Origin of the sequence: Rummeliibacillus sp. SL167, assembly GCF_007896505.1 — a bacterium.
In the GTDB taxonomy this organism is placed as follows: Bacteria; Bacillota; Bacilli; order Bacillales_A; family Planococcaceae; genus Rummeliibacillus; species Rummeliibacillus suwonensis.
The window spans coordinates 502,028-527,411 of the sequence record NZ_VCBM01000001.1 but is presented as its reverse complement, the minus strand read 5'-3'; the positions used below and the strand labels follow the sequence as shown (position 1 = coordinate 527,411).

The following is a 25,384-nucleotide window of genomic DNA, read 5'->3' as shown; positions in this document are numbered from 1 at the left end:
GGAAGCGATTCAAATGATTGCAAACATTGTAATTGGATTACTTATTTTTGGATATGCAAGTTGGACTATTTATCGTCATGTTCAAAAAAGTAAGAAGGGAAAATGCGGGTCTTGCGAATTAAAAAGTAATTGTGAATGTTGTAGTCCTGCAGCTATGAAATTAAAACATACTAACCATTAACCACCTATTTAACAAAATGAACTTCACCAAGGGAGGGTCTTCTTCATCTCCCATTAGGGGTTTTAATGAAAACAATTGAGGACCTTCTTACAGGCAGTTGTCCTCCATCAAGCCTCTTCTTTTTCTTGAGCCTTGATGTCTTTCTGTGGATTACCTGTTTCTGCAAGACAAATAATTGTAGGAGTTAACCGCTTCATGCCGTTTTCCAATAAATTTTAAAAGTAGTTAAATGGATTTCATGTAAAAAAAGGTGTCCTAAAAGGTTTATAAAGAATGCCTTTAGGACACCTCTATTATCATTGAGACGCTGTTTTTTTCATATGCATTCCTAAAAGAATAATTGACAAAAACATTACTTACATCTTGCTGATTACCAGAAAAAGGCTGAAGCTAAGCCAATTCCTAAGATTGCCCCAAGTGCTATTCCAACACCAAGTCCTGGTCTATAGCCAAAACCTGGGCCATATCCCCAAAAGCCTAGACCATATCCTCCTCCTAATCCGCCACCTTGTGGGCGAATCCAGACCATATTGCGAGTAACTCTTGTAATCTCCCCTACATGCACAGTACCATCATTACATTTAATTCTTACATTTTGACCATGATATCGACAACATAATTGATAAGCATCATTTTGATTCATCTTATCCCTCCTCCCCAAATTATTTTTGCATAAAGGTATGCCTTGTATTATATGGCGTGAGAGATAGTGATGAATGGCCAAAGGTCTAACAATATAAAAATAATCAGGCGTGTTGATTATCCAATATAATCCATAAAAATAGGGGGATTCGTTGATTGCAGCGAAGACTTGCACGACTCATGCGGGCGAATGCTGAGGGCAACAGGATGTTGGTCACGGAGTCGTTGCCACAGGACGTGGCGCACTACAACTCCGTTCCTTAATCGCTTGCGCTGCGGGGTCTCATCTATTCGCTTTTCCCGCGGGACATTGAATGGACTTCCTGAATCCACACCGCACGAAGGAAATGCGCAAGCCTAATAGAGGACTCGAGCAAGCCGCAGCGAAGATCTATATAAATGGTCCTGAAGATACAGAGTTTTTCAAAAATTACGTCAAACAGGCACTCCTAATTTTTGTAAATCAACACGTATGAAAAATAATATTCATGTTGATTAAAGGTGTTGTTATAATATATTGTTGATCTTTTCAGCTAGTGACACTCGAAAAGTGAAATACAGTTATTTCTAGAAAGAAAGTAAGATCTCACCAGCAATATGAAGGAGCGTATAATTTTTAAAAACAATACCACCGAGAATACATATGATAACAATAAAAGCTTGTAAAGGATGGGGTATTTGTCAGTTGTTCAAACTCAAAAATGGCTCTATGAATTTGTCAAAGAGTGTAAAGAAAAATCGATTGTCGATTATGCTAGTGTACAGTGTGAGACGATTTGTAACCCTTTAAAAAAAGCATTTCCAAAAGTACATTCACAGGCAATGCAGCAGGAGTTACTAAATCATGGGTTATTTGATCCTTTTGAATGGTTTAAAATCGAAACAGTTGTAGAAGAAATGGAAAAACAAAACGTTTGGAAAATCATCGAAAAAGAATTTCAATCTTTAAAAAAAATATGGAACGGTCCAAATGTGCCCATTTATATTTTTCCTATTAAAAGAGGATTACTAGGATTTAGAAAAGATATGCATCGTAAAAATGGTGTTGCCTATAAAGAAGCTATTTTTTTATTTTTATCAACGGATCTCAGTAAAGAGGAAATAAAGGCAATGCTGGCTCATGAATATAATCATGCATGTCGATTACATTTCATAAACTTATCACCTGAAAAAACACCTCTAAAAGAGTCGCTTATTATTGAAGGGCTGGGTGAATACGCAGTGAAAGATTTATATGGGGAAAAACTTCTAGCACCATGGACGAATCTTTATCCCTTTGATCAGGCACTCCAAATTTGGAAAAAACACTTTTTGCCATCCTTATCTATCAAAGGTTTAACGAATCACCATGCTTTTTTATATGGTCAAAAAGGAAGCCCCTTGCCAAAATGGATTGGCTATTATATAGGCTATCAAATTATTGATACGTATCAAGAACAGCATGGTCCCTTTAAAAAGAACGAATTATACCAAAAATCTGCTGATACATTAATAGCCGGTTCAAAATTCCCTATAAAGTAAAACATCTTCAGGTGAGGTTGGTACTTCTAGATATTCATTAAATCCAAAAAGCTTTTACAGGTAGTCGGTCGCCCAACTTTGTTTTTTTGTTGCTGCACAATAAATGAATGAATGCCCTCCTGTTAATAAATTTTATGATATTTTTTATCGCAAATAACATTTAAACACACGGTAATTGATAAGATGCCCATTTTGTTCTATAAATTGATTGTGTGCTTCCCAGACATCGTGGAGTGCCATAGAAATATGATTAGATAGATCCATATCAGCAATTTCACTCGGAATAAGCAAACCAGATGTAGGAATTTTTTCTATATCGGCAAATCCCACTTGCTGCAAACGAGAAATCCATTCTTTTTCTGTTAATACCTCATCAATTCCATAAATCTCCACCACTTTTTCTTTCACATCATCTGATAAATCTTGCTCAGCCGTCATCTCGATCATTAACAAACAACCATTTTCTTTTAATACTCTAGCAATCTCACTTAAAGTCTTTGAAATATCCGTAAAAGAAATGACGGATTCCGACAGGACGTAGTCAAACGAATGATCTGCAAATTCCATGTTTTGCACATCGCCTAAAATCGCTTTTATAGTAAGGCCTTCCGTTGCAAATCTTTTTTTAGCTTTTTCGATCATCGTTGGATGTAAATCGATGGCTGATACTGTGCAGTTAAATTTTTTTGCTAGAAAGGACGCCGTTTTTCCTGTACCACAGCCAATATCTAGTACATGATCTTGCGGTTTGATTTTCTCTTTTGCAAAAATCGAGTGTGTAAGTGCCATTCCTCCTGGATGTGCACCACCAATACCGAAGTAGGCAAGTAAATCTAAATACTGATTCATCATAAGATCCTCCTCTAAATTTAGATATTGTTATAATATGTGATAAATTCTAGAGTGTACGGAAACTTATACGTCTAAAAAAACGATCAGTAGATACATGGAAACAGCATGACCACGCCATCAAAAAAGCAGCTAGATGAGAAACATTTTTTCATCCAGTTGCTTTTTTAGGAGAAATTAGCTATTACCAACAGAAATAGGCATATTAGAAGCTTGATATAAAGCGGATTGCCCTACTCATGGCAGTTGGAACAACAGAGGCATGATTTTCATCTTCAGCTTTATAAAATGCGATGTTGTTTTGAAATGATGGTTGCAGTAATTGATACATTTTATCGGAATCTTCTACCATAAAACCTTCTTTTCCACCAACAGCTATAAATAAAGGAGATGGTGAAAAGTCTTTCGCCTTTATAAATGGCAATGCCAACTTTTCAAGCTCATATTGATTCCACCATATAGAAGGACTAAATGCGATATACCGATCAAAATAGGCTGCATTCATCAATAATAACCAAAGCGCATAATAACCGCCAAGTGAGTGACCAAATATGACCTCAGCACCATGGGAAGGGAATTTTTGATGTACAATCGGTTTTAATTCCTTCATAAGAAATTCTGTAAATTTTTTGGCTCCTCCGTTTTTGCGCACATCCCGGTTTTGAAAACGTTCTGGATATACATAAGTTTTTGCGGGTGCAGTAAAATCATAAAATCTCCGGTCACGTCTGTCTTCCCCATGTTCAATACTAACCACTATTGCGGGAGAAACTTTGGTTTTAGGTGCATTTAACGATTGGAGATTAATAATTTGACTGGCGAATGGAAAATATGAACTACCATCTAAAATATAATAAATCGGCAGATGATCCACTTTTTCTATATATTCAGGTATAAATATACGAATGGTATATGTGTAATCTGTATATACAGAGTTTAAATTGAAAGTTTCTATCTTTGAAACCATTTATACTCCTCCTAAGACTTTGTCTTAACCAATAAGTAAAGAAAATATGGAATTCCAATAATGGACACAACAATGCCCACAGATAATTCAGATGGCGCAAATACGGTTTTGCCGATAAAATCTGAAAAAATGAGTAAAAATGCCCCCATTAACGCACTGATGATAATAACAGATCGATGATGATTCCCAACAAGTTGTTTTGCTATATGTGGTGCTATTAAACCGATAAAGCCAATGCTTCCTGAAACGGATACACAAGCACTCACTAAACCCACACTCGCCATCATCAACTTTCTTTTTTCAACTTCCGTTTCGATTCCTAGGCTGACCATATTCTCTTCACCCAGTTGGAAATAATCTAAAAGATGTGCTTTCCAAAAAAGATAGATAGACAAAATCACTACCCATGGAAGGATTGTCCAAACAAAAAGCCAATCTGCATTATAAATCGAACCATTCATCCAAACAGCAGCCGCTTCAAAATCAGATGCATTCATCTTTAACGAAAAATACATAGACAAAGCACTAAAACCGCTATTGATCGCAATACCCGTCAAAATAAGTCTTTGCATATCCAGTCTCTTTTGTTTGTAAGCAAATGAAAAGATGATAAAAGCAGCTAATCCTCCTCCAACAAAGCCAAAAATAGGCATCAACAGAATAGCTAGCCAATCCTGTATATCTGCTTGCGTTACTTGTACTTGAAAGAAAAACATAAACAAGACAATAGCTGCTCCCGCCCCTGCGTTAATACCAAGGATTCCTGGATCAGCGAGTGGATTACGAGTCATCCCTTGCAATACAACACCAGCTAACGCTAGTCCTACACCGACAACGGCCGCAATAATGATACGAGGCAAACGAAATTCAAAAATAACAAGTTTAAATTGTTCGTTTTCTTCTATACCTAAAATTGTTTTGAAAATATCTTTCACACTTATATCAAATACGCCATTTGTAATATGTATGTAACTAGCAAATAGAATACAGCCTAACAATACGAATACCGTAATGATTGTTTTAAACTTTTTATGACGCATGTTTCCCACCTCCATGCGTACGAATTAAATATAAGAAGAACGGTACACCGATAATGGCCGTTACCACGCCAATTGGTGTTTCGAATGGAAAATTAATATAACGGCTTACTAAGTCGCAGAGAGATAAAAACAAAGCACCAAGCAATGCCGAAAAAGGAATAATGATACGATAATCCGCTCCTACTAAAAAGCGAGTGATATGTGGCACAACTAAACCGATAAAAGCAATTTTCCCAACAAGTGCAACTGCTGTTCCTGTTAAACAAACAACTGCAAACATACTAATTATTTTTACCCATTTGGTGTTTTGTCCAAGCCCAGTAGCGATGTCTTCTCCTAATGCAGTGACTGTAATAGATTTTGAACAAGAAAGAGCGAGAACCAAACCAATCAAACCAAATGGAATAGAGATTAATAGTAATTTCGGATCCACCATCTGAATTTTGGTGTTATACCATGCACTAATAGATTGAGAAACTTGGAAATACATTGCAATGGCTGTGGCTACACTACTTAAAAAAGTTCCTATTACTGTACCGATAATGGCCAGTCTGACCGGAGATAAACCATCTCGAATAAGAGATCCAAATCCAAAAACAAGGCCTGCTCCTAATGCAGATCCAAGCATTGATAATAAGATTAGCTGATAATTGGCAATCCCGGGTAAAAAAATCATAGCAAGTGTAATGACAAAAGCAGAACCATCATTGACACCCATCAATGATGGAGAAGCTAAATAGTTACGCGTAATCCCTTGCATAATAGCTCCAGCTACAGCCAAAAATGCACCGACCATCATAACGGCAACTGCTCTTGGAAGTCTATTTGTCCAAATAATTTGATGATCCACATTTGTCGCATCATAGTGAATGAAAGCCTGCCATACAGTTGCAAAAGGAATATCCTTTGTTCCTAAGATAATTGAAATGATCATAATAGCCACAATTAGGACCGGGGCTACAACAGATATGACGACAACATTCCAATGTTGTTTATTCATTGAGACACCTCATTCATAGAATGTATGCAATTATTGAAAAAAAGATGATGAGATATTCTATAATGAGAAAAAGAGCAGATGGATGAGAGAGATGGCACCTCTTCCAACTGCTTTTTTGAGTAAAACAGATCAAATTCAGAAGAAAATAAATATATTCTGATGATAAATTGATCTATAGGATGACAAAAAAACATTTAGAATATCTTTTTTTTAAAAGGTTCTGTCGAAGAAAAATACTGATTTTCCGCTACAGGTAAACGCTTTCTGGAGCAATCTGCGAGTCGCTTTTTTCCACTACATTTCTTATAGAATTTAGCTTTGCTCCAGCTGAAGCCAATATACTTCATTCAGCGTGTCCCTATGTTAGATCATCTAACAGAATCTTTTAACATCATTATTTTAAAAGTTTTTCAGCAACTACATCTAAAAATCTTGTTTTAGACCAAGCTGTTCCACCTTGTGCAGAAGGAGAAATAGAGTTGACAAATACTTTGTCATTTTTAGCAGCGTTTACACTTTTGAAAATACTATTATTTAATACTTCATCCAGTGCTTTTGGTGTTTTGGCGTTTTCAGCTTTGTCAAATTGAAGGAAAATGACATCTGGATTGATCTTAGCAAGCGTTTCATAAGATAATTCAATTTGTGTTTTTGCATCTGCAATTTCTTTTGGAACTTCAAGACCTAAATCATCATATAAAATAGGGTTTAAATAAAGAGATGGACCATAAGCTGCCATATTCCCACGAATACGAATGACTAGAACTTTTTGACCTTTAAGATCTTTTGCAGCTTTTTCTTTTAATTCTGCTGCTTTTGCTTCATAATCACTAATAATTTTTTCAGCTTCATCTTGTTTGTTTGTTAGTTCGCCAAACAAGCGTAAATTTTCACGCCATTTTTCTGAAATAAATGTATATGGGAAAGTTGGTGCTACTTTGTTGTATTTTGCTAGATTTTTAGCATCCCATTTATCTGTACCTAAAATAACATCTGGTTTTAGTTTTAACATTGCTTCAGCACTTGGTTCGAATTTTGTTCCAACAACAGTAGCTCCCTTTAAATCATCTGCAAGATATTCAGGGATTTCATTTCCAGCAATTGAAACAACACCAGTTGGTTTCACACCTAATGCAGCAGCATCTTCCATTGCTTCTAAACTTGCTGTAACAATATTATCAACTTTTGATGGTACTGTATATTCCTTTCCAAGATATGTGATCTTTTGTGTGGTAGCTTCTTTTTCTGATCCTGAAGAGCTACTATCAGTTGTTTTTGTGTCACTCGATTTTGAAGAGTCACTGTTTGAATTACAGCCTGTGACAATTGCTAAAGAAAGCATAGCAATCGCACCTAATTTCCAATATTTTCTCATTATAATCCTCCTAAAATGAATTTCTTTTCCAATTGATAATAATTATCATTGTCGATTACTAATCTACCAAAAAAATACTACAATGGCAATGGACAAAAATTATATTTTTATGGACTTTTGCCGATCATTCCTTAAAACTGCATGTTTCTTCGAAATGTTGATGGTGATACGCCTGCATATTTTTTGAAAATTCTGCTAAAGTAGAATGGATCATCATAGCCTAATTGAAAAGCAATAGTTGCTATAGATAATTTACTTAGACGAAGCATCTCTTTTGCTTCTTTAATCTTTAACTCGATCATATAATTCGAAGGATTGAGCCCTGTATGTCGCTCAAATATTTCTGAAAAGCGGCGTCTATCCAGATTGAAATGCTCCGCTATTTCAGTAACAGATATTTTCTCTGTATAGTGGTTGTGTATATAATCAACTGCCTGTTCAATAATTTTATCTTTATCCGATTTGGTATACCTTTTTGCCCCGAGTACAAGTTCTTCTACAATTTGGAGGAACAGTGTTTTAGCTGTGATGGCAGACAAACTCCCAGGAATCGAATAGGCCTTTAACAATTGATCTACATACCGATTGATCCTAGCTTGATTGTCCACCTTTAAAGAAAAATGTTGGTGATACAGTGGAAAACGATCCTGCTCTTTTGCAGGAACTTCGTAATGTAAAACAGCATATCGCCATGATTCTTTTTCTGTCGCTTCGACCTTAATATTCATCTGTGGTCCTGCATGGACAATTGTGCCAAGTTTCATATCATAAGATTCATTGTTCAGTTTAAAAATGGCACCTCCCTGCAATGGAATAATCAGTCCACACATACCTGGTGCTGTCCTACGTCCGCTATCTTTTTTTCCAGGCTCTAAGTTCGTCACAAAAATATTCGCAAATGAAAAAGAAGATTTTGCATAATAGTCAATAATTTCATTTAATGAAGTTTCCATAAATCCTGAACACCTTCTAATTGAAAATAGTTATCATTTAAAATAGTAATCAATAAAAGGCAAAATGTAAAGACTTTCTATCTTTTTTCCAAAGAGAAAGGTAGCTAGCTTGTAGATAAGTGATGCTTTCTGACGTTTCAGCAGATGCGTTATCAAAGTACAAAAGCATTCAGAATGAGGCTGCTCTGAATGCTTTTTATCTAAATGCTTATTAGAGAGTATGGATAATTGTTGGGTCTACATCTAGTGTTCATGATCTTCATGGTTTGCATGATAATTGCACAAAATAGAATTATCATGCTTATGTGCATCATTTTCAAGCTGTACCGTCATATGTCCAATCCCAAGATGCAGCAATTTATGCTCTAACTTTTGAAGTATACTTTGGCTTTCCTTTACTGTAAGTGATCCATCTACGACAATATGGCATGAAAGGGCGTTTTGTCCACTCGTGATGCTCCAAATGTGTAAATCATGAATTGCTTTCACACCTTCCGTTTCCTTGAAAGTACGGATGATGTCATCAGTCTTGACATTCGAAGGTGTCCCCTCCATCAGCACATGTATAGAATCTTTCGTAACACGCCAGCCGCTTGTTAGTACTAACACTGCTACAATGATACTGGCTGCTGGATCGGTCCATTCCCAACCAAACAGCATGATTAAAATTGCTGCTATAATCGCACCGACCGAGCCAAACAAATCACCGATTACATGTAAAAATGCTGCTCGCATATTTAAATTTTCATGCGTATCACCACCACGCATCAATATCCATGCAACTAAAATATTGACGAGAAGTCCTATAACCGCAATCATTAACATTCCACTTGAAGCGACCTCTGGAGGATTTTTAAAGCGCTGTATAGCTTCAACAGAGATAAAAATCGCTATTAAGATTAATGTAACACCATTGAAAACAGCCGCTAAAATTTCAAATCGCTTATAACCATAAGTATTTCGATAATTTGAAACTTTTTCACTAAATGTAAATGCGAGTACACCTACCCCAAGTGAAATAGCATCACTTAACATATGTCCAGCATCAGATAACAATGCCAGACTATTGGTCATGAACCCTCCTACAACTTCAATAATCATATAAACCGCGATAATAGCGAAAGCAATCATTAACGTCTTTTTATTTGCACCATGTGTATGGTCATGACTATGCCCATGCTCAGTATGTGAATGTTCCATTGTCTATCACTCCTAATTATGTTTTGCATGATCAATGGTTTGTTGCAGAATAGCCATGACATGCTCATCATCTTGTGAATAATAAAGCGTTGTTCCCTCACGACGAAATTTCACTAATCTTAGATTTTTTAAAAAACTTAATTGATGAGATACGGTAGACTGCTTTAAATTTAATTTTTCCCCAAGTTCATTGACAGAATGCTCTTTTTTACTCAATAGATTTAAAATGCGAATACGAGTTGGATCACTGATGGCTTTAAAAGTCTGAGATACTAAAAATAATATTTCTTCATCCAAATCTTCATTTTCAGATGTCGTATGTTCCTCATTCACAAGCATAGCTCCTTTCCGTCCTATTTCTGATTATTTGAGTATATGCGTATCTATTCATATATACATATTATATGTACGAACAACTAAAAATGTCAATCTAATCTAAGCGAAAACTTCAATAATGAGAGTTTTCATTTTCACTGGATATTCACTAAATCAATCCAGCTTTTACAGGCAGTTGATCACATCTTAGCCTCTTAGCTGTTCGTACTTTTATTCGAATTTTGAATAGATTTCATTTTATTTTTCCAGCAATAGTATTGGACCATCTTTTTCACAGCTTGTAGCGTAATATTCTGTTTTTCCACCGTCATTGATTTTTTTTAGAATCTTTTTACAGTCATCTGTATCAACCTTTTTTTCTCCATATTCATCATGTGTATTATCATGCTTATATTGAATCACTTTTCCATCATAATGCAAATCTTGAAATATAGGATCTCCTTCGATCGTATAACTTGTGATTCGAATGTAATCTTCTTTTTTCTTTGAAATATGATCTAAAAAGTCCTCAAATCGATCAAAATTACTTAAACCGTCGGAAGTAATAACAACATCTCCCCTTTCAATAGCTTCTGCAGATTCATAGCCACCAACATCACTTTTATTATTTTCATTTTGGCTGCACGCGAACAAAAGTAAAACAAAGAGTAGAATAATCAGCGCCTTCAACCTAACTATTTTTTTCACTAATAATCTCCTCCCTATTCCAACTACTTCGTTCATTGATCTATTTAACACATTCGTTTTATTTTAAAAAATTCCTTTTTTCATTAGCGACAATTTATTTTAGTTCTGTATCTGAATCAATTTCATAAATCATTTTCTTCTTAAAAAATACGAACATTTAATAATAGCTAATTTTATAGTTGTGGAGCGGAAGACGGCGACTCCTCGAAAATGCATGCATTTTCTTCGTGCGATGTGAGTTCAGGGAGGCTTATTCAAAGTCCTACGGGAAAAGCTTAAGCGGAAAGCCCCGCAGGAACAATTTAAGGGACAAAGCCTAAAGTTCGCCACGTCCTGTGGCAACGGCTTCGGGGTCAACGTCGTGTCGACCCGAGGAGATTGAAGCCAAGCCCGTGGAAAGCGCCGTCTGGAGCGGAAAAAATTTCTGAATATTAATATTCATGTTGATTTAAAATGTTCGTGTTTTTTATCTGAATTTTACATTATGAAATTGATTCATCTATATTGGAATAAAACAAAAAACGCATAAGTACATTTCTTTCTTTTCGCTGACCACCACCGATTTTCCTTATTCGTGAAAGCTCTTTATTGGATCTTGGAAGCCGTTTTTTAGACAAATCTTAATTTGTACCGAAAAAGTGATAGTATGAGAACATTTCCTCTTCACTTGTATGCGATTTTAAGCTATATGGCGTGAATCTATCTATTGTATCCACCCCTTAGTAGAAAGCCTTTTTTTCTAAAATAAAGAAAAAGCTACAAGATTAGCTTTTATCCCAATCTCGTAACTTTTTAATTTTTTCATCTGGCTCTTCACGTTGCTTTTCAAAATGCGCATCAAATAATAAAGGAGTTCGCTCTAATTGGTCAATAAAGGAACGACTTTTAAAGCGCATCCCCGTTTGTTCTTCATAAATGGTCGTCACAATTTTACGGATAAATTTCTTCGTCTCTTTTTTTAATGCTAGCTTGCCAATTTGATCTATTGGCACATTATAGAACATCCGGATCAGCTTCACTTGTGTTGGCGTTAATCGGATAAGATAAGGGTCTTGATGAAAACAACGGTGGCATAAGAAGCCGCCCTGCGTAAAAGAAAATGCGAATTCCCCTTCCACTGCTCCACAACTCGCACAGGCATGAAGAATCGGTTGAACCCCTGTATAAGGGAGCATCTTCCATTCTACAAACATGGCAATCGCTTCAGGGTCATATCCCTCTTCTATAGCATGAAGTGCTTGTGATAATAGATCAAAGGCATAAGGCTCGGGTTTCTCTGATTCTACTAGGCGATCCACTATCTCGACCACATAACTTGCATAAGCAGTTGCTACAATATCTTCTTGAATATGACGCATGGATTCCAAAGGCTCACCCTGCTGCAATGTCCCCATCCCGCGACCTTGTTGAATCATAAAAATCCCATGTACAAAGGGCTGGCTGATCGCTGCTAAACGACTAGAAGGCTTTTTTGCCCCCCTGGCCATTGCTGCAACTTTGCCGACCTCCTTTGTCATAAGGGTAACGACCTTATTGGTCTCACCATATGGCCGCGTTTTTAAGACAATGCCTTCCCATTTATGTAGCAACTGTCTTCACTTCCTACTGTTTTAGTATTCATCATCACGATATCCGTAATCACGGAGCTGTGATGCACGATCGCGCCAATCCTTTTGTACTTTTACCCACAGTTCCAAATACACTTTGCTCCCTAGCAATGTCTCAATATCTTTGCGAGCACGTGTACCAATTTCTTTTAGCAAAGCGCCACGCTTACCAATAACAATCCCTTTTTGCGAATCGCGTTCAACAATGATAGAGGCATTGATACGCACTAAATCTTTGTTATCATCTTTAGCGATTTTCTCAATTTCCACCGCGACTGAATGTGGTACTTCATCACGCGTTAAGTGCAGTACCTTTTCTCGTATTAACTCCGCAATAATAAATCGTTCTGGGTGATCTGTTACTTGATCGGCTGGATAGTACTGAGGTCCTTCTGGTAGATATTTTTTTAATGTATCCAATAATTGTTGGACATTATTGCCCTGCAATGCAGAGATAGGAATAATTTCAGCAAAATCGAATTCCGCTTTATAAGCGTCAATTATTTCTAATAATCCATCTGGATGTACGGCATCGATTTTATTCACCACTAAAAAGACAGGTGTTTTCGTATCTTTTAGCATCTCCATAATGTATTTGTCACCAGCACCAAGCTTTTGAGTAGCATTAATCATGAACATAATGACTTCTACTTCACGTAAAGCATTTTTAGATACTTTTAACATGAATTCACCTAATTTATGTTTAGGTTTATGAATTCCCGGTGTGTCGATGAAAATCATTTGCGAATCATCTGTTGTATATACACCTTGGACTTTGTTTCTCGTTGTTTGAGGTTTGTCACTCATGATAGCTATTTTCTGTCCAATAACATTATTTAAGAATGTAGATTTCCCTACATTTGGTCGACCAACAATTGTGACAAATCCTGATTTAAAATTTTTATTTTCCTGCATTCCATAAATCCTCCGGTGAAAAGGCGCCAGGTAACAACTCCGCAACGGTTGTTTCTTGTATATCGCCCTTCATATTTGTTAAATAAACTGGCATATTAGCTGCACAAAACTCTGAAATCACTTGTCGACAAGCTCCACATGGCGAGCAAGGTCCCTCCGTATCAGCCACAATGGCGATTGCAGCAAAATGTCGTTCACCTTCAGAAACAGCTTTGAACATTGCCGTTCTTTCAGCACAATTTGTCAGGGAATAGCCTGAGTTTTCAATATTACAGCCTTTATATATTTTGCCATCAACCGTCAATAATGCTGCCCCTACTTTAAATTTTGAATAAGGAACATACGCCTTTTCACGTGCCTCTTTTGCAAGGCTCATCAACTGCTCTATGTCCATTTCATACACCTCAAATCCATAGATTGATCCATTTCGGTAAAAAAATAAGTAACCCGATTATAACACTTGCACATGCAAACACAAGCACAGCCCCTGCTGCGATATCTTTTGCCGCTTTTGCTAATGGATGCTGATCAGGAGATGCAAGATCAACCACTCTCTCAATAGCCGTATTTATCATCTCCAACGATAATGCTAGCGCTATGACAATGATGAGAATAATCCACTCCGTCTTTGATATGTCTGTAAATACTCCTGCTATAATAACGATAAATGCAAACATTAGATCAAAGCGAAAGTTTTGTTCGTCCATGGCTTGTTGTATTCCCTCAATGGCATATTTAAAAGAACGAAAAAACTTACGCATGTCCATTGTTTTCACGTGATAATCCATAAGATTCTAAAATCTCATCTTGTTTTCCAAACATCACTTTTTCATCTTCTGGTACCATATGGTCATAGCCAAGAACGTGAAGGAAACCATGAACGGCAAGAAAACCAAGTTCTCTTTCAAATGAATGTCCATACTCCTCAGCTTGCTCTGTTGTCCGATCAATTGAAATAATGACATCCCCTAAAACACGTGGCATCCCTTCCGCAATAATCGGTGTTTCACCTTCGCCAACTTCTTCAAGAGCAAAAGAAATGACATCTGTTGGCGCATCTTTATGACGGTACTCACGATTAATCTTATGGATTTCTTCATTGGTCACAAAAGTAATCGACAATTCAGTGCCATCTTCAACATTTTCGATTTTGGCTGCATGTTGCAATAGATTTTCGACCAATGCTATATCAGATTCCTTTACTTTTCCTGTTTCATCTAAAAAATCAATATTTAAACTCATTATTTGCCTCCTAGGCTTATTTTGGCTTCGGATATTCGATACGTGAATGGAAAATTCCATTTAATGTAGCACAAAAAACGTATTCCACCGTTTTCAGTTCACGAATAGAAAGATCACATTCATCAAACTGTCCATCCTGCAGTTTATCTTGTACGATATTATGAACAAGCTGTTTAATGCCTTCTGATGTCGGGGTTTTCATCGAACGAACAGCTGCCTCCACACTATCTGCTACACTTATTATAGCAATTTCTTTTGTTTGTGGCTTCGGTCCTGCATAACGAAATTCGGATTCTTCTACATCAGGATTATTTTCCTTTTCTTTAAAGAAAAAGTACTTCACTAAGCTCGTACCATGATGTTGTCTCGCAACATCAACAATTTCTTTAGGCATCTTATGTTGCTCTAATATTTTAGCACCATCTTCAACATGTGCAATAATAATATCTTTACTAGTAGTAGTTGGCAGTTGATCATGTGGATTAATGCCTGACATCTGATTTTCTACAAAAAACCCTGGACGCCTCGTTTTTCCAATATCGTGATAATAACAGCCTACCCGCGCCAGTAATCCATCCGCTCCAATGGCTTCACAGGCAGCATCCGCTAGATTAGCTACCATTATACTATGATGATACGTGCCAGGAGTTTCCACTAATATTTTCTTTAATAGTGGATGATTAGGATTGGCTAATTCGATTAAACGGTAGGTTGTCAGCATACCAAACGCTGACTCGATAAATGGCAATAACCCAAGCATTAATGCCCCTGATAAAATAGCCGAGGATATCGCCGCGATAATATAATAGGCTAATTCCTTTGCTCCATAGTTAGATTGTGATAAAAGTAGATAAAAGGAAATGAAAGCAATATTAACAGCCGCTACATATAAGCTAGTCTTCATAACACTCGATCTTTTTTTAGCATTCCTCATGAAATAGATACTAGCAAAACCACTGAATATGATATATAAAGACACTTCCATCTGAAGAACAGACGAATAGCCTTCTTGGAAAACAATTCCGCCAACCGCCGCAGTCATAGTTGTTGTAAGCAATGCAATTCGTTCATTGACCAAAACTAATATAAGCATGGGTATCACAGCTGCCGGAAATAGAAAACCGATATTCACATCAAATTCACTTGTTACTAAGTTTAATAATTTCATAACAATAATAGATGAAAGATATATAATCATCGTGATGATCAAATTACGTGTTTTTAATTTTGAATCAGCCTTCCAATTATAAAATGCCGCATAAAAGAAAGCCATTTGCAAAAAGATAAAAAGGCCTAAACCAATAATGGGCTTGGTCGATTGTTTGTTAGACAACATACCCGTTATTTCTAACTGATGGTATACATCTCGATCGATAAGCTGACCTTCCTGTACAATAATTTGTCCTTGTAGAATCCTTGTGGGATCCACACTTGCCTTTGCCTCTTCAATTCTTTCCTTCGTTAACTTGTTGTCCTTCTTTTCTGTTTCTACGATAGATGTCCTTACTAATGCAATGGCAATAGAGCGCATACTTTCTGGAATCGTAAAATTCTCACGTACAGATTGCTCTACACTGGCTTTAGCATCCACTACTTGTTCTTGTCGAATCGATTCAGATAATTTTTTCAAAATAATCGATGTTAATACATCTCTTGCATTGATCAGATCTTCATTGTTTTGTGCAAGTAATGTTGAAATTTCTTGATCTGTTAATCGAATAGTTTGTCCCTCTGTGTCAATTTCATCTAGTTTCTCTCGAAGATTTTTAATCTGTTCTTGTCGTAAACTTTCTTTTTTAGATTTCTTTTTTTCCTCGTTAATGGTCTTTTGCGCTTCAATTATGTAGTCAAATGTAGATTTAATAATAGCTGCTTGGTTTTTCCCGATATCCGGTGAAAAAGTATAAACAGGGTTTACTTCGTTTGCCACTTTTTCTTTATCTTCCTCGGTTTTTTCAGTATCCTCTACAGTCTTGGCAGAACGAATGGTTTCAGGTGACAATTGAAATAATTTGATATCATAATGTTCACCCTCTATATCTCTTACCATCAGAAAAAATTGTATGATTCCCGCTATTATTAACAAACTTGCTAACAATAAAGGAAAACGTACATAGCGGTTAAGTGTTTTTATGAAATGAATCATCACGCCACCTCCCTTCTCCTATCATACCAATTGACAAAAGATTTTCCATCATTATTTTATCGTTAACTCATAATTTTATCTTTATCCTAAAGTGTAAAGGTTAAAATAGTTCTTCGTATGCAGGCTAGAGGCTGGCATTACATACGTTTATACTATTTCATCTTTCTTTGATGTCAGTCGTCTTTTTTAGTGCGGGATGTTCATTTTATTTTTTGTCATAAAACTTTTTTAGACGTCCTGTGCCTGCTCCTACAATAAAGTGAAACTTCCATCAGTGGGGGGTTTCTTCATCCTCCACTGATGGTTAGCTGAACCAATCGGACGCATGCGGCAGTTGTTCCTCCACCTATCTTTCTCATTTCTCTCTATATCTTGAGATGGGAGTCTTACTGCCCGTTAATGCGGGATAAATAAAAAAATCTGCTAATCTTTACACAGGAGATTAGGCAGATTTTTATAAATTAGTTGAAACATTATTTACGGATACGGGACTAAATCTTCATACAGTTATTTCCATTATTTTTGTTGTTCATATGCTTGAATAATTTTCGCAACGAGTGGATGTCGTACAACGTCCCCTTGTTCTAAAAATCGGAACTCAATACCTTTGACATATCGCAATGTTTTTTCAGCACTGATGAGACCGGATTTTGCTCCATTAGGTAAATCAATTTGTGTTTCATCACCTGTAATCACCATTTTAGACCCAAATCCTAAACGAGTTAAAAACATTTTCATCTGTGCCTCTGTTGTATTCTGTGCTTCATCAAGAATGACAAAAGCATCATCTAGTGTTCGACCACGCATATAGGCAAGGGGAGCAATTTCGATTGTACCTCGCTCAATCATACGAGTTGTTTGCTCCGAGCCCAAGATATCATGTAAAGCATCATATAATGGTCTTAAATAAGGATCTACCTTTTCTTTTAGATCACCTGGCAAAAAGCCTAAGCTTTCACCGGCTTCTACTGCTGGCCTTGTTAAGATGATTCGTTTGACTTGGCTATTTTTTAAGGCTTGGATCGCCATAACAACCGCCAAATAGGTTTTCCCTGTTCCAGCAGGTCCAATGCAAAATACCAAATCTTTGTGACGGATTGCTTGAATATACTGTCTTTGTCCAATTGTTTTTGCACGTATAGCTTTTCCTTTTGTATTTCTTGCAATAACTTCATCATATAGCTCTGCAAAATATTCAATCGTTCCATTTTTAGACATTTCCAATGCCGATACAACATCACGTTGGTTGATATTAATACCCTTTCGAATCACTTTCAATAATTGTTCTATTAAAAGGCTAGCTTGTTGCTTATTTTCTTCTTCTCCGACAATAACAATCGAATCACCGCGCGTAATCATCTGAATTTTGAAAGCTTCTTCGATTAATTTTAAATTGGCATCAGATATGCCTAGAAGCATGACTGCTTCGTTTGGATCCTGCACTTGTAATTGAATAGGTTGTTGTTCTGCCATGCTCAATCTCCTTGGTTAAACGCTTGTTTAATCGCAATATTTTCATTTACCAAAAACAATACTTTCCCTTTAACTGTATCATTATCAAATGTAACATTCAAAAGTTTTTCACGTTTAACGACTGTTTTAGGTGGTAAGTCTTTTATATATCTTTGGTGTAATAGAGGAATCACGATATCCTCGACCGATTTTTCATCCAATGTCACTTGTTTTTCGATTAATTCCTGTTGTAAGTATACTTCGCCAATCATGGAAAACCATTTAGGAAGCTTCACAATTTTCCATTCATTCCCTTTTTTTCTTTCATTTGCCCAGCGAAAATGGTAAGTTTTTTCTCCCATCGTTTGATAGGTAATTTTCTTTGGCAATGAAAACGCCGATTCTATCCAATAATCTGCATATACTTCTCCTTCTGCACCATAAACAATACTTTCTTCGCCACTTTTTATAACGCCAGACACTAATAATTGATCATTTTTCACAGCATCATTTTCTTCTACAACTCTTTCTCCCTTTAGTAAATTAAAATGTGTAATAACACCACTTTTATTTGCGATTAAATTGCCTTTTACTGAATCATTGTTAACTTCATTTTCGATAACTGGTGCTTCTAAAGGTTCAAAAATAATCTTACTGCCTCTTCGATGGATATGCACCCAAGATAAATCTCGATGTTTAGATAAAATATATTGGCGTATAAGCGAATCATCTGGTTTATTCCTTTTCATAAATGGACCTGCCAAATGCATCTCATGAAGGGTTTCCGATAACTCTTCTGATTGTTCAGGCGTGGCATTTTCAACTGAAACCTGCCATATCCATTGAGAAAAGAAAAAAGGAATGGCAAACAAAATCAGCAATCCTACGTAAACAATCCATTCTTTTCGTAATACTTGATCATCATCCAATGACTCAATGCGAAATGAAATGCCATATTGATAGCGTAATTTTCTTATAGTTGGTAGATGTTTTCGAATCGTATGGAATGACACTTCATTGTCAGTGGTTGTAAGATGATGCAATGCGATTTTATTTTTGGTCAAGGCTGTTAAAAAAGCTGGGAGTCTTTTCGTTCGTTTGATACGAATACGAACAATGCGATATTCACGACTTTTTTTCATACTTCCTATTCCTCTATTCTGGTAAGCTCAATTTTTTTTAAATTTTTCATGTCAAGTGCCAACAATTCATCGCGAAGAAGTCTTACATGAAAGGAATCGGCTTCGATTTTGATGCGATAATCTTCATGTAAAAAAACCATATGGTGGTCTGCAATCGTTTCAAGCAGTAAATCTCCTCTGATCCTGATTTGCCGGAAGTTTTCGATTTCGATCAGAGGCATGACTTGTAATAGCCTTTTCGACATAAAAAACCTCCTCTCTTTGTAGCATATGCTTAAAGAGAGGAGGGCATGTTATCTTTTCGATTTAGGTGGGCCTAAAATTTCAGCCATGATCATTGCTTGCGCTAATTCATTTGAGGAACTTGGAAATTTAAAACCGTTGGCATCAGCCGTTTCTTGTTTAGGCATTGGCTGTTGCGTTGCCCCTTGCATCATCGTAGAAGGGGAATTTGAATTTTGAAATGGCTTCAAACGTTCAGTATGCTCAAATATCTTCTTCTCAAAAGGTGGTTCCATCTGCCTCATCATTCGGCCCGTCTGTTTTTGTAACTCATCTGGCTCTGGTATTTTTTTCTCTAAATCCTGTAATACCTCTTTTGAAACTTCGTCGAGCTTTTGGCGCATCGATGGTCCGATCTTCTTTGATTCAGAACGTTGGACTCTGCGATCAAGTGGTGGTGGTACGTTTGACGTCTCTTCTCTATTTTTTAAGAAATAACCAATAAGTGAAGAAATGACTAATAATATAATCGCTTCCATATGACGCCCGCCTTTCTCTATTGATTCATGGTTCTATTATTGACCAGCCTTGTTTCCATCATGACCACTTTGATTCATCTTTCCAATGGAATCACGCATTCCTGTATCCGCTTGAATGTTTTTATAATTCATATAATCCATAAAGCCAATATTACCATTGCGTAAAGCTTCTGCCATCGCCATTGGAACTTCTGCCTCTGCTTCAACGACTTTTGCTTTCATCTCTTGAACTTTTGCAATCATTTCTTGTTCAGATGCAACCGCCATTGCACGACGTTCTTCCGCTTTTGCTTGGGCAATATTTTTATCAGCTTGGGCTTGCTCAATTTGAAGTTCTGCTCCAATATTTTTGCCAACATCAACGTCTGCGATATCGATGGATAAAATTTCAAATGCAGTACCTGAATCTAATCCTTTTGATAACACCGTTTGTGAAATAGAGTCAGGGTTTTCAAGAACATCTGTATGGCTTTGAGAACTACCAATTGTACTGACAATCCCCTCCCCTACACGAGCAACAATCGTTTCTTCACCAGCACCGCCGACTAAACGATCAATATTAGCACGAACAGTTATACGTGCTTTTGCCTTTACTTCGATACCGTTCATCGCAACCCCTGCGATAAAAGGCGTTTCAATGACTTTTGGGTTAACAGACATTTGTACAGCTTCTAATACGTCACGACCTGCTAGATCAATGGCAGCACAACGTTCAAAGGTCAATGAAATATTGGCACGATGAGCCGCTATCAATGCATTGACGACACGATCAACATTCCCACCAGCTAAATAGTGACTTTCTAGCTGATTGATCGTTACAGGAAGACCTGCCTTATGTGCTTTGATCAAAGGATTCACGATACGTGCAGGAATAACACGGCGCAAACGCATTCCAACTAATGTAAAAATACTAACTTTAACACCCGCAGCTAACGCTGAAATCCAAAGTGCTACTGGTACAAAGGTAAATAAGATGACTAAAGCTAAAAACACTACTACAATTCCGATAATTGTCATCAAAAGACTACCACTTAAAAGTGCCATTTTGTTTCCTCCTATTCTTGATGAGACTCTCGCACGACTATACGAACGCCTTCTACTTTAATAATCGTAACTTTTTTATGAGCTTCTATATAGCCGCCCTCTGTGACAACATCAATCCGCTCATTTCCCAACATAGCAGTGCCAGAAGGACGGAGCGGAGTTGTCGTTATCGCTTCTAATCCCAACAATTCCGTACGATTCTTATTGGATACATAACCTTTTTCGGTATCCGTTGAATCATTTAATACCATTTTGTTAAACATATTTAACTTTTTGCCAAAAAACTTCATCAGAATCACCATTCCTAAGAACGCCATGATTAAGGCGATCAAAATTGCATATGCCATATGTATTGTATCGGTTCCAGAGCTTAACAAGCTTATGATAATTGCTGCAAAGCCTAAGATACCTACAATACCACCGGGCAATATCAACTCTAATAGTAATAAAAGAATCCCTAAGACTAATATAAATATACTTTGCCAAGTTGCATAGCCAGCAATCATATGAGTCACGTAAAATATAAATAATGCAAAAATGCTGATCATGCCACCAAAACTAAAATGTGGCTGAAATAACTGCAATACCATGCCGATGCTTGCTATACAAAGTATAATTGTCACAACAAATGGGTTTGTCATCCACCATAGCCACCCATCTGTTGCCTGAGTTGATGAGGCATCATCTAAAGAAATAGCATTACTTGGACTAACAATGCTCAATGCCAAGAATATGAACATCATGAATAAAATTATTTTTTGCATTTTTTAATACCATCTACCTCTCCTCTCACTAAAAAAAGATTCGTTATAACATACGATCCAATACGGTATAAGTTTCATTTATTTTCACTTATACTCTTTTGGAACTTCTAATCGCATGAATAGATAGACGGACAAGAATAATGGCACTTAAGAAGAGCCCCAAAAAAGAAGCCGTGTTTAGATAGAGGGCTGAAACAGAGTTTATAAATTGAGAGATAGCTAGCAAAGAAACTGAAATAATTCCAATCGTAATACCAACTAACAAGAGCATAAAATGAGATAGCCATTGGTTCACAAATGTACTGCTTGCTTTTTCTGAAAAAATATCTAATCTCACTGTTACCTTACCTTTTTCAATGGTTTCGGCCATATTTTCAAAACGACGAGGTAAATCTTGTAAAGTCGGCAGCATCATGACAAGCTCTTGTTCTATAAGGTCTTTTGCATCTTTAAAACTTGAAACGGCTAAAAACTCTTTCTTATTCTTGGATGTAAATCGCTTAACTTCAGAAAATAAGTCATAGTCTGTATCCAAAATATTTAAAGTGCCTTCTAATGTGATAAGTGCACGCAATGCTACACTGACCATCGGATAAAGTCGCAATTCATATTTTTGGATAATTGTAAATAATGATTGAACCAATTCTTCTGCTGATATCCGATCCAAATAAGATAGTTGAATAAGTAGTTGGCTGATTGCTTGCAGAAGATTTTCTTCATGCCGTATTTCTTCATCTTGGAGTAAATGCTTTAAACCTTCTAGTACAACCTTTGGATCGTTTCGTTCAATGCCGATAAACAATGTGCGGAATCCTTGTTGTTGAATAGGTCCAATTCTTCCTACTGCTCCAAAATCGAGGAAACAAGCCTGTCCTGTTTCCTCTAGCACATAAATATTTCCTGGATGAGGATCTGCATGAAATACACCTGCCACAAGCAATTGCTGCAAGAATGAATAGAAAATGGTACGCAACAATTCATTTTCCTCTATCCCATGCTGCTTTAATAATAATGTGCTATCTTTTATACTGACGCCATGTAAAAACTCAACCACTAAAATCATGCGATTACTGTATTTTTTATAAACCTTTGGAATCTTAATATTTTTTTGGTTATTCCCCAATGCATTTGTCACTTGCTCCATGTTTCTTGCTTCAATTTCAAAATTGATCTCTTCACGGAGATTGTCCGCGAATCCTGTTGCTAATTGATATAATCCTAAATTTTCAGCCCATGAAGATTCCTCAGCAAGCCAGTTGGCGAAGTGAAGAAGAATATCTAAATCCTGATTCATCACAGATACAACATCGGGGCGCAGTATTTTGACAATTACCTCATCGCCATTTTCTTTTAAGACTGCCTTATGAACTTGTCCAATAGAGCCAGCTGCAAGAGGTTTGTCATCAAAATATTTGAAAACTTCCTCTATGGGCTGCTGAAGATTTTCAGATAACTGCTCATACACTTGCTCAGTCGTCATCGATTTAACATATTGCTGCAACTTCGATAATTCATCGATAAAGACAGGCGGTAATATATCCTTTCTCGTCGACAGCACCTGTCCAAATTTTATAAAGATACCGCCACATTCTTCTAATGTCTTTCGCAAAATACTAGCTAAAAAACGATCATTTTCATAGGTTCTTTTATATCTTAGTGTACGTCCGATTCCTTGTTGAAACGCAATTCTAAACACTTGTGCAAGGCGTCTTTGTCTTCTCCAGCTACTAAGAGCCCTAGATATAATATTGCGATTTCCTGTTAATCTTTCTCCTCGTTCACCTAGTTGGATTGGATCGAACAATTCTAATATCAAATAAAACAACATCGCAATTAAAAGCATGCTCCCAATCCATACGAGTGTACTTATATTCGTGACTTCTTGAAGCATATCCTCTTTAGGAAAGTCTGTGTGTCTTAAATATGAGTACCAGTATACGAATGTCGTAAAGACAACGCTCAGCACAGCTGATAATATCTTTTTCATAAAATTGAGCTTTGTTCCTATAAGTCGTCCACTAACGAAATAGATCAAGATCCCTATTACAATTAGTTCTAAAGCTGTCCATAGATAATGCATGGAATCACCTTCGCAAAATTATTTCGGTTATGTATATTAAACCATAAAAAACTTGGTAAAGCTTGTCAGAGCCTACTATATGATCGATCCATTTTTATGTAAAAATCTGATGAAGACCCATTTTTAGATCGAAGCCAGTACATTTTCTTCTCAAAATGTAAATAAGCCGAGAAATCCATTAAGATTTCTCGGCTTACAATGATTGCGAGTTTAATAAATCATGATAGTGCGTGTTTAGAACGTAGGGATTGTCTAGGAACGGAAATTACCACTTACGTTTACGAGCAGCTTCTGATTTCTTTTTGCGTCTTACGCTAGGTTTTTCATAAAATTCGCGTTTTCTTACCTCTTGAATAGTACCACTTTTAGAAACAGTACGTTTGAAGCGACGAAGAGCATCTTCAAGCGATTCGTTTTTTCTAACGACAGTTTTTGTCATCTCTTTTTCCCTCCCTCCGAACACACGTCAAAACACAACATTATTTATGACGTCATAACGTCGTGTATTAGAAATTATAACTTATTACTAGGTTTTGGTCAATACCATTGGTTGAATTAATAGTCTGTTTTTATACTTTGACCTTTTATGATTTTAACACCGGAGCTTGCGCCTATACGTGTAGCACCTGCTTCCACCATCGATTCTAAATCTTCTAAACTTCTAACGCCGCCAGATGCTTTTACACCGATTTTAGGACCAACTGTTTGGCGCATCAACGCTACATCTTCTACTGTAGCTCCTCCTGTTGAAAAACCAGTAGAAGTTTTCACGAAATCGGCACCAGCTGAGACAGCTAATTCACAGGCTTTTATCTTTTCTTCTTTTGAAAGAAGACATGTTTCGATGATGACTTTTACCAAAGTGCCATTTGCTGCTTCTACAACGGCTCGAATATCTTTTTCCACTGCTTTATACTGTTTGCTTTTTAAAGCACCAATATTGATCACCATATCGATTTCATCCGCGCCATTTGCAATGGCATCTTTTGTTTCAAAAGCTTTTGTAGCACTTGTTGATGCTCCCAATGGAAAACCGATTACTGTGCAAACTTTCGATGCTACCTCTTTTAACTCTGCGGCAGCTAAACTTACCCAAGTAGGATTTACACAAACAGAAGCAAATCCATATTCTTTTGCCTCAGCACAAATTCTTTGGATTTGTTCTTTTGTTGCCTCTGGTTTCAATAATGTGTGATCAATGTATGAGGCATAGCTTTTCGTCATATTGTCAAACTCCTTTAGTCATAAGATGTACGTACATCTAAAGTCTATCACGATACATGATATCTTTTCCACAAAAAGTAACACAAACTATCCGTACAATTGTTTTTTTCACTAAAACATTAGAATATGCTTTACTTGAAAATGGCTCTAGCCTAGCCTTTCATAGAGCCATTTATAGACAGATCAAAGCTGTTCAAGAAAAGAATATACTAAAAAAGAACACACGTGCTGATTAAACAGCATTTTGTGCTCTTTT

At 36.6% G+C, this 25,384-nt stretch carries 27 protein-coding genes; 2 read left to right on the top strand and 25 right to left on the bottom strand.

Going from position 1 to position 25,384, the window contains the following annotated elements; all coding sequences use genetic code 11:
• Positions 1 to 13: 13 nt before the first annotated feature.
• Positions 14 to 181, top strand: coding sequence for a FeoB-associated Cys-rich membrane protein (locus tag FEZ13_RS02265; RefSeq protein WP_146551300.1), 168 nt, complete (start codon positions 14 to 16; stop codon positions 179 to 181).
• A gap of 370 nt (positions 182 to 551) precedes the next feature.
• On the opposite strand, the gene FEZ13_RS02260 is transcribed toward FEZ13_RS02265, so the two are convergent.
• Complete coding sequence (locus tag FEZ13_RS02260) at positions 552 to 824, bottom strand: hypothetical protein (protein ID WP_146551299.1); 273 nt, start codon at positions 822 to 824, stop codon at positions 552 to 554.
• Positions 825 to 1,501: 677 nt separating this feature from the next.
• Here FEZ13_RS02260 and FEZ13_RS02255 point away from each other — a divergent pair.
• On the top strand, positions 1,502 to 2,344 hold the full coding sequence (locus FEZ13_RS02255; RefSeq protein WP_146551298.1) for a DUF2268 domain-containing putative Zn-dependent protease: 843 nt from the start codon (positions 1,502 to 1,504) through the stop codon (positions 2,342 to 2,344).
• Between the two features lie 144 nt (positions 2,345 to 2,488).
• On the opposite strand, the gene FEZ13_RS02250 is transcribed toward FEZ13_RS02255, so the two are convergent.
• From FEZ13_RS02250 to deoC, 24 genes are all read right to left on the bottom strand, one after another.
• Positions 2,489 to 3,193 (bottom strand): class I SAM-dependent methyltransferase, encoded by a 705-nt coding sequence (locus FEZ13_RS02250; protein WP_255473035.1) that lies wholly within the window; start codon positions 3,191 to 3,193, stop codon positions 2,489 to 2,491.
• Between the two features lie 205 nt (positions 3,194 to 3,398).
• The gene (locus tag FEZ13_RS02245) at positions 3,399 to 4,160 is read right to left on the bottom strand and encodes an alpha/beta hydrolase (protein ID WP_146551296.1); all 762 of its coding nucleotides are present in this window, start codon (positions 4,158 to 4,160) and stop codon (positions 3,399 to 3,401) included.
• 11 nt (positions 4,161 to 4,171) lie between these two features.
• Positions 4,172 to 5,200: a FecCD family ABC transporter permease gene (locus FEZ13_RS02240; RefSeq protein ID WP_146551295.1), complete on the bottom strand. Its 1,029-nt coding sequence runs from the start codon at positions 5,198 to 5,200 to the stop codon at positions 4,172 to 4,174.
• Positions 5,190 to 6,200: a FecCD family ABC transporter permease gene (locus FEZ13_RS02235; protein ID WP_146551294.1), complete on the bottom strand. Its 1,011-nt coding sequence runs from the start codon at positions 6,198 to 6,200 to the stop codon at positions 5,190 to 5,192. The genes FEZ13_RS02240 and FEZ13_RS02235 overlap by 11 nt, the downstream gene beginning before the upstream one ends.
• 394 nt (positions 6,201 to 6,594) lie before the next feature.
• Positions 6,595 to 7,578 (bottom strand): ABC transporter substrate-binding protein, encoded by a 984-nt coding sequence (locus FEZ13_RS02230; protein ID WP_370467673.1) that lies wholly within the window; start codon positions 7,576 to 7,578, stop codon positions 6,595 to 6,597.
• A gap of 128 nt (positions 7,579 to 7,706) precedes the next feature.
• Positions 7,707 to 8,528, bottom strand: coding sequence for an AraC family transcriptional regulator (locus FEZ13_RS02225; RefSeq protein WP_146551292.1), 822 nt, complete (start codon positions 8,526 to 8,528; stop codon positions 7,707 to 7,709).
• A 243-nt stretch (positions 8,529 to 8,771) separates the two neighbouring features.
• On the bottom strand, positions 8,772 to 9,728 hold the full coding sequence (locus FEZ13_RS02220) for a cation diffusion facilitator family transporter (protein WP_146551291.1): 957 nt from the start codon (positions 9,726 to 9,728) through the stop codon (positions 8,772 to 8,774).
• A gap of 12 nt (positions 9,729 to 9,740) precedes the next feature.
• Positions 9,741 to 10,061 (bottom strand): ArsR/SmtB family transcription factor, encoded by a 321-nt coding sequence (locus tag FEZ13_RS02215; protein WP_146548273.1) that lies wholly within the window; start codon positions 10,059 to 10,061, stop codon positions 9,741 to 9,743.
• Between the two features lie 240 nt (positions 10,062 to 10,301).
• Entirely contained in the window at positions 10,302 to 10,751 is a 450-nt protein-coding gene (locus tag FEZ13_RS02210) for a DUF4362 domain-containing protein (RefSeq protein ID WP_186725730.1), read from the bottom strand.
• Positions 10,752 to 11,515: 764 nt separating this feature from the next.
• Complete coding sequence (gene recO, locus FEZ13_RS02205) at positions 11,516 to 12,340, bottom strand: DNA repair protein RecO (protein WP_146551289.1); 825 nt, start codon at positions 12,338 to 12,340, stop codon at positions 11,516 to 11,518.
• Positions 12,341 to 12,361: 21 nt separating this feature from the next.
• Entirely contained in the window at positions 12,362 to 13,273 is a 912-nt protein-coding gene (era, locus tag FEZ13_RS02200; RefSeq protein ID WP_146551288.1) for a GTPase Era, read from the bottom strand.
• On the bottom strand, positions 13,260 to 13,667 hold the full coding sequence (locus FEZ13_RS02195) for a cytidine deaminase (protein ID WP_146551287.1): 408 nt from the start codon (positions 13,665 to 13,667) through the stop codon (positions 13,260 to 13,262). The genes era and FEZ13_RS02195 overlap by 14 nt, the downstream gene beginning before the upstream one ends.
• A gap of 10 nt (positions 13,668 to 13,677) precedes the next feature.
• Positions 13,678 to 14,040 carry a diacylglycerol kinase family protein gene (locus tag FEZ13_RS02190; RefSeq protein WP_146552723.1) on the bottom strand — a complete coding sequence of 121 codons (363 nt, stop codon included), beginning with the start codon at positions 14,038 to 14,040 and terminating at the stop codon, positions 13,678 to 13,680.
• The gene (gene ybeY, locus FEZ13_RS02185) at positions 14,027 to 14,515 is read right to left on the bottom strand and encodes an rRNA maturation RNase YbeY (RefSeq protein WP_146548268.1); all 489 of its coding nucleotides are present in this window, start codon (positions 14,513 to 14,515) and stop codon (positions 14,027 to 14,029) included. The genes FEZ13_RS02190 and ybeY overlap by 14 nt, the downstream gene beginning before the upstream one ends.
• A 16-nt stretch (positions 14,516 to 14,531) precedes the next feature.
• Positions 14,532 to 16,661 (bottom strand): HD family phosphohydrolase, encoded by a 2,130-nt coding sequence (locus FEZ13_RS02180; RefSeq protein ID WP_146551286.1) that lies wholly within the window; start codon positions 16,659 to 16,661, stop codon positions 14,532 to 14,534.
• Between the two features lie 516 nt (positions 16,662 to 17,177).
• On the bottom strand, positions 17,178 to 18,134 hold the full coding sequence (locus tag FEZ13_RS02175) for a PhoH family protein (RefSeq protein ID WP_146551285.1): 957 nt from the start codon (positions 18,132 to 18,134) through the stop codon (positions 17,178 to 17,180).
• 2 nt (positions 18,135 to 18,136) lie between these two features.
• Positions 18,137 to 19,255, bottom strand: coding sequence for a sporulation protein YqfD (locus tag FEZ13_RS02170; protein WP_146551284.1), 1,119 nt, complete (start codon positions 19,253 to 19,255; stop codon positions 18,137 to 18,139).
• A 5-nt stretch (positions 19,256 to 19,260) separates the two neighbouring features.
• On the bottom strand, positions 19,261 to 19,500 hold the full coding sequence (locus FEZ13_RS02165; protein ID WP_146548264.1) for a hypothetical protein: 240 nt from the start codon (positions 19,498 to 19,500) through the stop codon (positions 19,261 to 19,263).
• A 48-nt stretch (positions 19,501 to 19,548) separates the two neighbouring features.
• Positions 19,549 to 20,016, bottom strand: a complete 468-nt coding sequence (locus FEZ13_RS02160; RefSeq protein WP_146551283.1) for a hypothetical protein — start codon at positions 20,014 to 20,016, stop codon at positions 19,549 to 19,551.
• Between the two features lie 36 nt (positions 20,017 to 20,052).
• The gene (gene floA, locus FEZ13_RS02155; RefSeq protein WP_186725863.1) at positions 20,053 to 21,033 is read right to left on the bottom strand and encodes a flotillin-like protein FloA; all 981 of its coding nucleotides are present in this window, start codon (positions 21,031 to 21,033) and stop codon (positions 20,053 to 20,055) included.
• 38 nt (positions 21,034 to 21,071) lie between these two features.
• Positions 21,072 to 21,824 (bottom strand): NfeD family protein, encoded by a 753-nt coding sequence (locus FEZ13_RS02150; protein WP_146551282.1) that lies wholly within the window; start codon positions 21,822 to 21,824, stop codon positions 21,072 to 21,074.
• 88 nt (positions 21,825 to 21,912) lie between these two features.
• On the bottom strand, positions 21,913 to 23,904 hold the full coding sequence (locus FEZ13_RS02145; RefSeq protein WP_146551281.1) for an ABC1 kinase family protein: 1,992 nt from the start codon (positions 23,902 to 23,904) through the stop codon (positions 21,913 to 21,915).
• A gap of 265 nt (positions 23,905 to 24,169) precedes the next feature.
• Positions 24,170 to 24,343, bottom strand: a complete 174-nt coding sequence (gene rpsU, locus FEZ13_RS02140; protein ID WP_146548259.1) for a 30S ribosomal protein S21 — start codon at positions 24,341 to 24,343, stop codon at positions 24,170 to 24,172.
• Between the two features lie 116 nt (positions 24,344 to 24,459).
• Complete coding sequence (deoC, locus tag FEZ13_RS02135) at positions 24,460 to 25,128, bottom strand: deoxyribose-phosphate aldolase (RefSeq protein WP_146551280.1); 669 nt, start codon at positions 25,126 to 25,128, stop codon at positions 24,460 to 24,462.
• Positions 25,129 to 25,384 lie beyond the last annotated feature (256 nt).

Coding starts and splice junctions, on each gene's coding strand:
- FEZ13_RS02265 (WP_146551300.1), top strand. CDS start 14: ATGATTGCAAACATTGTAATTGGATTACTTATTTTTGGATATGCAAGT.
- FEZ13_RS02260 (WP_146551299.1), bottom strand. CDS start 824: ATGAATCAAAATGATGCTTATCAATTATGTTGTCGATATCATGGTCAA.
- FEZ13_RS02250 (WP_255473035.1), bottom strand. CDS start 3,193: ATGAATCAGTATTTAGATTTACTTGCCTACTTCGGTATTGGTGGTGCA.
- FEZ13_RS02245 (WP_146551296.1), bottom strand. CDS start 4,160: ATGGTTTCAAAGATAGAAACTTTCAATTTAAACTCTGTATATACAGAT.
- FEZ13_RS02240 (WP_146551295.1), bottom strand. CDS start 5,200: ATGCGTCATAAAAAGTTTAAAACAATCATTACGGTATTCGTATTGTTA.
- FEZ13_RS02235 (WP_146551294.1), bottom strand. CDS start 6,200: ATGAATAAACAACATTGGAATGTTGTCGTCATATCTGTTGTAGCCCCG.
- FEZ13_RS02225 (WP_146551292.1), bottom strand. CDS start 8,528: ATGGAAACTTCATTAAATGAAATTATTGACTATTATGCAAAATCTTCT.
- FEZ13_RS02220 (WP_146551291.1), bottom strand. CDS start 9,728: ATGGAACATTCACATACTGAGCATGGGCATAGTCATGACCATACACAT.
- era (WP_146551288.1), bottom strand. CDS start 13,273: ATGCAGGAAAATAAAAATTTTAAATCAGGATTTGTCACAATTGTTGGT.
- FEZ13_RS02195 (WP_146551287.1), bottom strand. CDS start 13,667: ATGGACATAGAGCAGTTGATGAGCCTTGCAAAAGAGGCACGTGAAAAG.
- FEZ13_RS02190 (WP_146552723.1), bottom strand. CDS start 14,040: ATGGACATGCGTAAGTTTTTTCGTTCTTTTAAATATGCCATTGAGGGA.
- ybeY (WP_146548268.1), bottom strand. CDS start 14,515: ATGAGTTTAAATATTGATTTTTTAGATGAAACAGGAAAAGTAAAGGAA.
- FEZ13_RS02180 (WP_146551286.1), bottom strand. CDS start 16,661: ATGATTCATTTCATAAAAACACTTAACCGCTATGTACGTTTTCCTTTA.
- FEZ13_RS02175 (WP_146551285.1), bottom strand. CDS start 18,134: ATGGCAGAACAACAACCTATTCAATTACAAGTGCAGGATCCAAACGAA.
- FEZ13_RS02170 (WP_146551284.1), bottom strand. CDS start 19,255: ATGAAAAAAAGTCGTGAATATCGCATTGTTCGTATTCGTATCAAACGA.
- FEZ13_RS02165 (WP_146548264.1), bottom strand. CDS start 19,500: ATGTCGAAAAGGCTATTACAAGTCATGCCTCTGATCGAAATCGAAAAC.
- FEZ13_RS02160 (WP_146551283.1), bottom strand. CDS start 20,016: ATGGAAGCGATTATATTATTAGTCATTTCTTCACTTATTGGTTATTTC.
- floA (WP_186725863.1), bottom strand. CDS start 21,033: ATGACAATTATCGGAATTGTAGTAGTGTTTTTAGCTTTAGTCATCTTA.
- FEZ13_RS02150 (WP_146551282.1), bottom strand. CDS start 21,824: ATGCAAAAAATAATTTTATTCATGATGTTCATATTCTTGGCATTGAGC.
- FEZ13_RS02145 (WP_146551281.1), bottom strand. CDS start 23,904: ATGCATTATCTATGGACAGCTTTAGAACTAATTGTAATAGGGATCTTG.
- rpsU (WP_146548259.1), bottom strand. CDS start 24,343: ATGACAAAAACTGTCGTTAGAAAAAACGAATCGCTTGAAGATGCTCTT.
- deoC (WP_146551280.1), bottom strand. CDS start 25,128: ATGACGAAAAGCTATGCCTCATACATTGATCACACATTATTGAAACCA.